Annotated in this window: 9 protein-coding genes; 3 read left to right on the top strand and 6 right to left on the bottom strand. The window is 67.8% G+C overall.

All coding sequences use genetic code 11. The features are described 5' to 3' along the window. Positions 1–9: 9 nt before the first annotated feature. Both ACNJ7E_RS22915 and ACNJ7E_RS22920 read left to right on the top strand, forming a co-directional pair. Entirely contained in the window at positions 10–948 is a 939-nt protein-coding gene (locus ACNJ7E_RS22915; protein WP_418341048.1) for a formylglycine-generating enzyme family protein, read from the top strand. A 60-nt stretch (positions 949–1008) separates the two neighbouring features. After that, on the top strand, positions 1009–1935 hold the full coding sequence (locus tag ACNJ7E_RS22920; protein WP_283332817.1) for a hypothetical protein: 927 nt from the start codon (positions 1009–1011) through the stop codon (positions 1933–1935). Here the strand turns inward: ACNJ7E_RS22920 and ACNJ7E_RS22925 are convergent. The 5 genes from ACNJ7E_RS22925 to ACNJ7E_RS22945 form a co-directional block, all read right to left on the bottom strand. Continuing rightward, positions 1882–2547, bottom strand: a complete 666-nt coding sequence (locus tag ACNJ7E_RS22925; protein ID WP_418341049.1) for a GAP family protein — start codon at positions 2545–2547, stop codon at positions 1882–1884. The two genes, ACNJ7E_RS22920 and ACNJ7E_RS22925, sit on opposite strands and share 54 nt — an antisense overlap. A gap of 94 nt (positions 2548–2641) precedes the next feature. Further along, complete coding sequence (locus ACNJ7E_RS22930) at positions 2642–3760, bottom strand: alpha/beta hydrolase family protein (protein ID WP_418341050.1); 1119 nt, start codon at positions 3758–3760, stop codon at positions 2642–2644. A gap of 79 nt (positions 3761–3839) precedes the next feature. Then, positions 3840–4871, bottom strand: a complete 1032-nt coding sequence (locus tag ACNJ7E_RS22935) for an aspartate-semialdehyde dehydrogenase (RefSeq protein ID WP_011596739.1) — start codon at positions 4869–4871, stop codon at positions 3840–3842. A gap of 3 nt (positions 4872–4874) precedes the next feature. Next, positions 4875–6140, bottom strand: coding sequence for an aspartate kinase (locus ACNJ7E_RS22940; RefSeq protein ID WP_012691385.1), 1266 nt, complete (start codon positions 6138–6140; stop codon positions 4875–4877). Between the two features lie 95 nt (positions 6141–6235). Continuing rightward, complete coding sequence (locus ACNJ7E_RS22945; RefSeq protein WP_418341051.1) at positions 6236–7207, bottom strand: hypothetical protein; 972 nt, start codon at positions 7205–7207, stop codon at positions 6236–6238. Positions 7208–7276: 69 nt separating this feature from the next. On the opposite strand from ACNJ7E_RS22945, the gene ACNJ7E_RS22950 reads away from it, so the two are divergent. After that, positions 7277–8494, top strand: a complete 1218-nt coding sequence (locus ACNJ7E_RS22950) for a DUF2254 family protein (RefSeq protein WP_418341052.1) — start codon at positions 7277–7279, stop codon at positions 8492–8494. A gap of 57 nt (positions 8495–8551) precedes the next feature. On the opposite strand, the gene ACNJ7E_RS22955 is transcribed toward ACNJ7E_RS22950, so the two are convergent. Continuing rightward, positions 8552–9889, bottom strand: a complete 1338-nt coding sequence (locus tag ACNJ7E_RS22955; protein ID WP_418341053.1) for a DUF1254 domain-containing protein — start codon at positions 9887–9889, stop codon at positions 8552–8554. Positions 9890–9929: the final 40 nt, after the last annotated feature.

Consider the following 9929-nt stretch of genomic DNA (forward strand, 5'->3'; position numbering starts at 1 on the left):
TCTGACTCCATGACCGGTGCAGCTCCGAAGAACATGGAATGGATCCCCGGGGGCACCTTCTGGATGGGTTCGGAGGACTTCTACCCCGAGGAACGCCCCGTCCACCAGGTGACCGTCGACGAATTCTGGATGGACGCGCACCAGGTCACCGTGGCCGAGTTCCGGCGATTCGTGAAGGACACCGGCCACGTCACCACCGCCGAGATAGCCCCCGACCCCGCGCAGTACCCGGGCGCGGATCCGGCTCTGCTCGTGCCCGGTTCGCTCGTATTCACCCCCACACCGGGGCCCGTCCCGCTCGACGACTACACCCGCTGGTGGTCGTTCACACCGGGCGCGGATTGGCGCCACCCGGAGGGTCCGGGCAGCAACGTCGGCGGACGCGAACGCCATCCCGTCACGCACGTGTCGTGGTTCGACGCCCGCGCCTACGCGGCATGGGCGGGCAAGGATCTGCCGACCGAGGCCGAATGGGAGTTCGCCGCCCGCGGCGGGCTGGACCGGAAGCCGTTCGTGTGGGGAGAGGAACACGAACCGGGCGGCAGGCCCGCCGGCAACGTCTGGCAGGGACGGTTCCCGTGGGAGAACCTCCTCGAGGACGGCTTCGCCGGAACGTCGCCGGTCGGCCATTTCCGGCCCAACGGTTACGAACTCAGCGACATGGCCGGCAACGTGTGGGAATGGACCACCGACTACTTCACCACCGATCACTCCGCGAGCGGGAAGAACGTCGCGCCTGCCAGTTCCTGCTGCATTCCCACCAACCCGCGAGTCGAGACGGCGCGCGCGGAGAACCCGGACGAGCCCTACGCGCGCCGCGTGATCAAGGGCGGCTCGCATCTCTGCGCGCCCAACTACTGCCTGCGCTACCGACCCTCGGCCCGGCAGGGTGACACCGAGGAGACGTCGACGTGCCACATCGGGTTCCGGTGCATCATCCGCCCGTGACGGGCGTTCTCACCTGACGCGGATGATGACAAGCGGGCCCGAACGGTGTTCGCTCGAGGTGTGCGGTCGACGAAACTGTCTGTGGCGCTGGCCAGGGAAGCTCTGGCCGCGCGCACCGAAACGGCCAACGGCTGGTTGCAGGGCACACCTCCCGGCCGCACGGTTCGGCGCGTCATCGACGGGCTGATCGAGATCGAGCTCGTCGACCGGTCGATGACGCTCGCCGCCAGGATCTTCACGTCGGTGCTGCCCGTGATGATTGCGGCATCGACGCTGAGCGGTTGGAACGTGACCGCACGCACCATCAAGACCCAGTTCGGCTTCGACCCCACGGAACTGACGACCACGCCCGGCACTGTGGACACCACCAACCCCTCCTTCGCCGCGTTCGGGGTCGTCGGTCTGCTGATGATCGCGATCAGCGGCACGTCCTTCGCGAGGGCCCTCGCCCGGATCTACGCCAAGATCTGGAACGTCCCGTCGATCACCCTCCGAGACGCCTGGCGGTGGCTCGTCGTCCTGTTCGCCGTTGCGCTGTCGGGGACGGCGATCGGCCTGGCCGGCGAGCTCACGAGCATCCGGTTGATCGGTCCACCTCTCGCAGTCGCCGGGGAGTTCGCGGTGTGGATGGCCGTGTGGACCCTCAGCCCGTACCTCCTGACGATGGGCACGCTCAAGGGCCGTGTGCTCTGGGCGACCGGCGCGCTGACCGCCGGCGCGCTCACCGCTCTCCACGTCGGCGGGCGTCTGCTCCTGCCCCGGATCACCGCCGCAGCGCAACACCAGTTCGGGCCGCTCGGCCTGGTGTTCACCGCGATCAGCTGGCTGTTCGTCCTGTCGGTCGTGATCGTGGGGTCCGCGGTGATCGTCAAGGCCATCGCGCTCGACGAGGGTTACGTCGGGCATTACCTGCGGGGACCGGACGCTGTCGCGTCAGAACAATCCGCCGAATCCCTTACCGAGGACGACGGCGCCCATCACGAGTAGCAGCACGCTCATCACCGCGGCGTTGTTGGACTGGAGCCAGACCTTGAGGTTGTCGAGGGTTCCGCGCATCTTGTCGGCTGCGACGGCGTAGGCGATGACCGGGACGAGGACGGTCGATCCGGCCAGCACCGTGTACACGATCAGCGCCACGACCTGCTCGCCGCCGCTCACCGCGGCCGTGCCGATCCCGACGCCCGCGGACACGCAGAGCAGCAGGTTCTTGGGATTGATTGCCGCCAGCGCGAATCCGAGACCGGTGGATTTCACGAAGTTCAGGTCGTCGATGGCCTGCATCCACTTCGGTGGCTTCGCGTGGGCATTGCGGCTTCTCCATTGCCGTCCCGCGAGCAGGAGCAGCAGCACACCCAGAACCACCTTCACCCATGACGCCGTCGCCGACGGACCGTCGGAGTCGGACGTGTCGATGCTGCCGGCGAGGAACATGAAAATGCCCGTCGCAACAAGAATTCCCAGGATCCAGCCGACGCCGAAGCCTGCGCTCGCACCGCCCGCACGCTTCGACAGCAGCATCAGGATGACGGCGATGATCGGTATCGGCGAGATCGCGACACCCACGGCGAGCGGTAACAGTTCTCCGATGACTGAGCCCATGTCCGAACCGTAGGGTCGGGGCGCCGTCTCCGCCTCGCACGTGTCGGGTGAACCGCACGTGAGTGGCAAAGTGTGCTCCGGTACGCGTTGCCACTCACCTGGGGGACAGCACGCGCGCCGCGAACGCGAGGGACTCCGGCATGGAGGCCATCAGTGATTCGCGGTGGTTCTCGGCGGCGAGTTGCTGGTATTCGACGTTCACGCCGTGCTGCTGCATCTCGGCGAGCTGCGCCCATGTCAACGGAATCGGCACCGACGTGTCGGACAGACTGTGCACCACCCGCAGGGGGCGGTCGAACCCGTCGACGGGCACCTGCTGCATCTCCCGGAACAGCGCCCGGAACTGCTCGTTCCACAGGGGCGAGGCGAACAGGTCGCCGACCGAAGTGGGATGGGCGAGCAGGTACCGGCCGAGTTCCCGGCTGCAGGTCACCTTCGCCAGCTCCATCAATTCGATCCCCTTCGGCGACAGATACCGCCGGATGTCGACCTCGGGGCGCTGGTCGTCGATGCCGGCGAGGGTCAGCAACGCATAGTTCACGATTCCGGTTGTCGGCAGAGCCGGAATCGCGGGACCCGCGGCCGGGAAGAGCTGTTCGAGGTGCGTCGGCGCCGCCACGGCGACGGCACCCCGATAGTCGAGTGCGGGTGCCCGGGCGGCGGCCTCGCGGGCGGCGAAGTAGGTCGCGTGCCCGCCCTGCGACAGTCCCGTGACGATCCACCGGTCGCTGAGCACGTCGCCGTAGAAGTCGTGGGCGGCCAGGACGATGTCGACGGCGTTCGCGGCGGCGGCAGGGCCGTCGAGGTAGGCGTTGACACCGGGCGTGCCGATTCCCGCGTAATCCGTTGCTGCGACGGCGTATCCGGCGGCGAGCCACTGCTCGATCGCGGGCAGTTCGACGTAGTTGAACCCGGCGACGGACGGCGCGCACTGGTCGGCGACCCCGACCGTGCCGTGCGCGTAGGACACCACCGGCCAGCCGCCGACGGGGGGATCACCACGGGGAAGGAAGATCGATCCGGTCGACTCACCGGTCGCGGTCGCGGTGCGCAGCGTCGGGTAGCGGACCCGGATGCTGTCGCCTGCCTGACCGGGGACTGCGGCGGGTGGAAGTTCGTCCTGCGACAGCAGGATTCCCGGCTGCGCGGACGCCTCGCTCGCACCGGTGAGCAGCAACAGAACCGCCGCCACCGCAGCACCGACGACTCTCATCGGCCCAGTATCCACCCGCAACCGACACGTGAGTGGCAAAGCGTGCGGAAGCACACTTTGCCACTCACGTGGGGGGAGATCAGACCAGCAGTTCGGCGATCTGAATGGTGTTGAGGGCGGCACCCTTACGCAGGTTGTCGCCGGACACGAACAGTGCCAGACCGCGACCCTCGGGGACACCCGGATCCTGACGGATACGCCCGACCAGCGACGGGTCGCTGCCCGCGGCCTGGAGCGGGGTGGGGACGTCCACCAGCTGCACACCGGGAGCCTTCGACAGGAGCTCCTGCGCACGCTCCACCGACAGCGGACGCTCGAATTCGGCGTTGATCGACAGCGAGTGGCCCGTGATCACGGGGACGCGGACGCACGTGCCCGACACCAGCAGGTCGGGCAGGCCGAGGATCTTGCGGCTCTCGTTGCGGAGTTTCTGGTCCTCGTCCGTCTCACCGCTGCCGTCGTCGACGATCGAACCGGCCAGCGGCAGAACGTTGAACGCGATCGGTGCGACGTACTTGTTCGGGGCCGGGAAGTCGACGGCGCTGCCGTCGTGCACCAGCTTCTCCGCGTCGTCGATGACGGCGCGGGCCTGGCCCACCAGCTCCTCGACACCGGCGATTCCACTGCCCGACACGGCCTGGTAGCTCGACACGATGAGACGCTGCAGACCGGCCTCGTCGTGCAGAACCTTCAGCACCGGCATCGCGGCCATCGTGGTGCAGTTGGGGTTGGCGATGATGCCCTTCGGCGGGTTCTTCGCCTGCTCCGGGTTGACCTCGCTGACGACCAGCGGGACGTCGGGGTCCTTGCGGAACGCCGACGAGTTGTCGACGACCGTGGCACCTGCCGCGGCGAACCGCGGGGCCTGCTCACGAGAGAGGGTCGCACCGGCCGAGAACAGGGCGATGTCGATGCCCTTCAGGTCCTCGTCGGACGTCGCGGACGCGTCCTCGACGACGATCTCCTCGCCGCGAAACGGCAGCTTCTTGCCCGCCGACCGCGCGGAAGCGAAGAACCGTACCTTGTCCGCGGGGAAGTTCCGTTCCTCGAGGAGGGTGCGCATGACGATGCCGACCTGTCCGGTGGCACCGACGACAGCGATGGTGGTCATGATCTACCGTCCCGTTCCTGCGTGCACGACGGCTTCTTCGTCGCCGCCGAGCTCGAATGCATCGTGGATCGCCTTCACGGCCTTGTCCAGCTCCACATCCTTGACGAGCACCGAGATGCGGATCTCGGACGTCGAGATGAGGTCGATGTTGACACCGGCCTTTGCGAGAGCCTCACAGAACGTCGCGGTGACGCCCGGGTGGCTCTTCATGCCGGCGCCGACGAGCGACACCTTGCCGATGTGGTCGTCGAACAGCACCTGCGTGAAGCCGATGTCGCCCTGCAGCTTGGTCAGCTTCTCGACGGCGCGCGGGCCGTCGGCGGTGGGCAGGGTGAACGTGATGTCGGTCTTGCCGGTCTCGACCTTCGAGATGTTCTGCAGCACCATGTCGATGTTGATCTCCGCCTCGGCCACCGCGCGGAAGACCTGCGCGGCGTAACCCGGGGTGTCGGGCAGGCCGACGACGGTGATCTTGGACTCGCCGCGATCGTGCGCGACTCCGGTGATGATTGCCTCTTCCACGGGGATGTCCTCCATCGATCCGGACACGATGGTGCCCGGCTTGGTCGTGTATGACGAACGGACGTGCACAGGCACGTTGTATCGGCGGGCGTACTCGACGCAGCGGAGCATGAGCACCTTCGCGCCGCACGCCGCGAGCTCGAGCATCTCCTCGAACGACACCGTCTCGAGACGCTGCGCGTCGGGAACGATGCGCGGGTCGGCGGTGAAGATGCCGTCGACGTCGGTGTAGATCTCGCAGACGTCGGCCTCGAGGGCCGCTGCGAGGGCCACCGCGGTGGTGTCCGAACCGCCGCGCCCGAGGGTCGTCACGTCCTTGCTGTCCTGGCTGACGCCCTGGAACCCGGCGACGAGGACGATCGAGCCCTCGTCGAGCGCATCCCGGACGCGGCCCGGTGTGACGTCGATGATCTTGGCGTTGCCGTGAGCACCGGTGGTGATGACGCCCGCCTGGGAGCCCGTGAACGAACGGGCCTCCGCACCGAGCGAATGAATTGCCATCGCGACGAGAGAATTGGAAATGCGCTCACCGGAGGTCAGCAGCATGTCCATTTCGCGGGCGGGTGGGGCTGGGCACACCTGCTGAGCCAGATCGAGCAGCTCATCAGTGGTGTCCCCCATCGCTGAAACCACGACGACGACATCGTTGCCGGCCTTCTTGGTCTCGACGATCCGTTCAGCCACTCGTCGGATTCTCTCGGCGGTTGCCACCGAGGATCCGCCGTACTTCTGGACGACGAGAGCCACGCGTTTCTACCTCCAGGTCGATGAATCTGTACTGGTCCAGCTGTCGAGCTTACCGGCGGAGTCCAATCTGATCCCGGGTGAGTCCGTTCGGACGCCTATCCGAACGCCGTGTTCACGGCGTCCGCGACCCTCGCCACGGCCGCGCAGTTCGGCCCGTGAACAGTGACGACTGCACCCGCGTGACCGAGCCTGCGGGTGAACTCGTCGACGCCCGCTCCGGGCCGTGTGATGTCGATCGGCTCGCCCATCGGGCTCGTCCACCGGCATCGGTCGCCGACCGTCTCCGGCTCGGCGGGAACGGGTGGTCGGTTTTCCTTGACCGGCGACATCGTGAACGACACGGTCACCTCACTCCCGGGCACCCGATTCGGGTTCGGAAACAGCACGCAGTCGAACGGGGTGGGCGGCGATTCCGGGTCGACGACGCGCCCGCCCGCCGTGGTTCCCAGCACGTCGAGTACTTCACACGGGTCGTGGACCGCGAGCGCCACCTGATGCGCGGACGAGGCGTCACGAGTGGGCAGTCCCGACCGCATCCTGTCGATCGCCGAGTCCAGCACCGCGTCGGCGAGCGGGCAGGCGTCCTGGCCGGCGACGGTTCCGGCGCGGACGGTGGCCAGCTGCCGTTCCACCTGTTCCTGGTCGATTCCGAGGTTCAGCCGGAAGACGCGCTCACACGTCCCGCGGGTCGGGTCGGCGCCCGCACCGCGGTAGACGGTCACCCCGTCGACCGTCTCCGGCCGGGTCAGCGCCGCGTCGGACAGCATCGACGGCAGCAGGGACAACTCCACGTAGGTGGTTGCGCCGCCGGGCCCGGCCATCAACGCCGAACACACCGGCAGTTGCACGGCGGACCCGTACTGCTGGACCGTCCCGGCACCCCGCACCACGGCCACGTCGAGCAGTCCGCACGGATCGGCGTCGCGGAGCGCGTCCTCGACGTGGATGTGCCGTTGCTGCGCGGGGCTCAGTTCCTGCAGCGGAGAAGCCCCCGCAGTCCCCGACACGCTGTGCGCGCACCCGGACGTGATCACGGCGCACAGGAGCGCCGCGGCAACTTTCTTCACTCGATCCCCCCTCGAATCGGCACGAACACTACCGCCCATTCGGGATCATCGGAGGGAGGAAGGGGCGCCGTGAACAGAGCAGCCGAGTTCCCCCGGTCCGGATCGGATTCGCGACCCATTCTGCGTGCGCTGCGCCGACGCCCGCCGTTGCGATTAGGACTCGTCCAGCTCTGTTATCTGATCGCCGGTTTCCTCCTCGGCCTCGCGCTCCCCACCCTCGACATCGGTCCCCGGACAAGTGGCACCAGCGTGGCCACCCTGCTGTTCACTCTCGCCGGCGCCGTCATCACGCTGGCGAGCGTGGTGTTCTCGCTGCTGTTCCTCGTGGGTCAGTTCGGCGCCACGACGCTGACCCCGCGATTGACGCTGTTCCGCGACGACCCGCTGGTGTGGAACTCCTTCGGGATGTTCCTGGGTTTCTTCGTCTTCGCGACCACGGCGGGCCTGGTCGTCAACCAGAAGGACGCTGTGCCGGTGGCGATCCCGGTGGCGGCCGTGATCCTCACGGTCGTCGCACTCGCCGTCATGCGGATCCTGCAACTGCATGCGTTCCGCTCGATCCAGCTCGCACCGACACTCGCCGACGTCACCGCCCGCGGCGAAGCGGTGCTCGCCACCCTCTACGGCACGGAACCGGCGGGATCGGAAAGGTCGGGCGGTCCGGGCGGTGCCGTCGTCCGGTGGACCGGCACCGGCGGGATGCTGTGTCAGATCGACCTGCCGAAGCTGGCGCACCTCGCGCGCGAAGCGGATGTCCTGGTGCGGATGCGGGTCCGTGTGGGTGACGCCCTGATCCCCGGATCAGTCGTCATGAGCGTCGACGGCGCTGCCGGATTCGACAGCCGCGCGATGCTGGGATGCCTGGACGTGCGGATCGACCGGTCCTTCGACCAGGATCCGATGCTGGCGTTCCGCATCGTCGACGACATCGCCCTGCGCGCGTTGTCACCGGCTGTCAACGATCCCGCGACCGCCGCCCAGGCCATCGACTGCGTGGGAACTCTGTTGTCGAGGATCAGTCACCGACCGGTCGACGTCGGCGACGTCGCGGACACGGAGGGAGAACTGCGCGTCGTCGTGCTCCTTCCCGACTGGGACGACTACGTGTCGGCGGCGTTCGACGAGATCGCCGACGCCGCCCGGCACCAGCCGTTCGTCGCCCGCCACCTCCTGCAGACCATCGACTCACTGATCGGTTCCGCCCCCGCGCACCGGCAGTCCGCGCTGGAACGACGCAGCGCCTGGGTCCGCGCACACTGCGACCTGCCGCCGACGTTCAGGTCGTGACCGGTGGTGTCTCGTGCCGGGCAGCGTCGTACGACGTTCGATCAGCTGCGCCCCTGATCAACTGGTCTTCACGAAGGGCGGGATCTCGAACGTTCCGTCGAACACCTCCGGCTTGGGGCTGTACATCCGGAGCAGCGGCCGGAACCCGACTGCCGGTGTCGGCAGCCAGTTGGCGCGTGCCACCGGATCGGCCGGGGCGTCCGCGCTGAGCGTGATGGTCAGCGAACCGTCGTCCGCGAACACCAGTCCCGGCGTGCGGTCACCGATCGAGTAGCGGTCGATCGGATTGTCGACGAGGTAGAAGTCCGGGAGGTCGTACATGGTGATCGACCAGAACGCGTCGACCGGTGGGGTCGGCGCGAACGTGAGTGTGTAGGTGTGCTCGCCGGACAGTTCGTTGCCTTCGCTGTCGTGGTAGATCGGCGCATATGCGGCCTCGTAACCGTGGTTTCCCCACAGCCCCGCCATCGCGGCGCCGGCCCGCAGTCCCAGCGCCTTCGAGCGGTCCTCGATCCGCCAGTCGGGTGAGTCGAGGGTGCCGATCTCGAAGAAGTCGTCGTTGTAGTCGAAGGCGTGGTACATCAACTGCCAGCCGTTGACCACCTCGCTTCCTGCACCCGATTTCAGTGCGGCGACCAGTGACTGGTGCCCGGCCTCGGCACCGGCCGTGAGCACGGCCGCGAGGTCCGGCGGCGCTTCGAGGTACGGCGACGGCCCGGTCTCGAGCAACCCGAGCGGGGTGAACGCCTGTTGTGCGACGAGGTCCTGCGCGGCGGGTGGGTACGCCTGTGAGTACACCCGCAGCTTCTCCCAGAACTGAAGTTCCACGGGGACGTTCGGGTCGGGGACCGGCAGGCCCTCCGCCGGTTCCTGCTCGCCGACGGGTTCCAACGTGAGGGCCGACTGCAGTCGCTTCACCCGCTCCAGGTCGGCCTCGCCGTCGCAGGCCCACCGGCCGATGACGGTGCCCACCGCGGTGGGAAACGCGATCTGCGTCGCGCCGTCGGGGACCTCACCGGACCACCCGGGACCGGTCAACAGGTAACGGCCGGCCGCCGTTCCCGTCGCACGTTTGCCGACGTACGCGAAGTTGTCGGTCCACGCATCGACGAATTGCAGCACGTAGTACGCCCCACCGGCGTCGGGGACTCGCAGCAACTGCGGTCCGTGGCCGAGATCGATCTGGGCGATCGAATAGATGGTGTCGTTGTTGACCGAGACGAACGTGTCCTGCGGCCCGGCGAGTGTGCGGGCGTGGCTGAATTTGTTGAAGGGTCCCGCGTCGAGGCTCCCCATCCCCTCCGACACGAAGCGGTTCACCTGGTCGAGGTCGAACACCAGCGGAAAACCGTACACCCACGCCTTCGCGGCGAGTTCCTGCAATCCTGTGCTCACGACTGTCTCCTGTCATGGGCGGCTCCGCCGCCCGTGCGCC

It is taken from the genome of Rhodococcus mengyinensis (assembly GCF_048381435.1).
Lineage (GTDB): Bacteria > Actinomycetota > Actinomycetes > Mycobacteriales > Mycobacteriaceae > Rhodococcus_F > Rhodococcus_F opacus_D.

Excerpts from the sequence above, each read along its gene's own strand:
- ACNJ7E_RS22915 (WP_418341048.1), top strand. The coding sequence starts at position 10 with ATGACCGGTGCAGCTCCGAAGAACATGGAATGGATCCCCGGGGGCACC.
- ACNJ7E_RS22925 (WP_418341049.1), bottom strand. The coding sequence starts at position 2,547 with ATGGGCTCAGTCATCGGAGAACTGTTACCGCTCGCCGTGGGTGTCGCG.
- ACNJ7E_RS22930 (WP_418341050.1), bottom strand. The coding sequence starts at position 3,760 with ATGAGAGTCGTCGGTGCTGCGGTGGCGGCGGTTCTGTTGCTGCTCACC.
- ACNJ7E_RS22935 (WP_011596739.1), bottom strand. The coding sequence starts at position 4,871 with ATGACCACCATCGCTGTCGTCGGTGCCACCGGACAGGTCGGCATCGTC.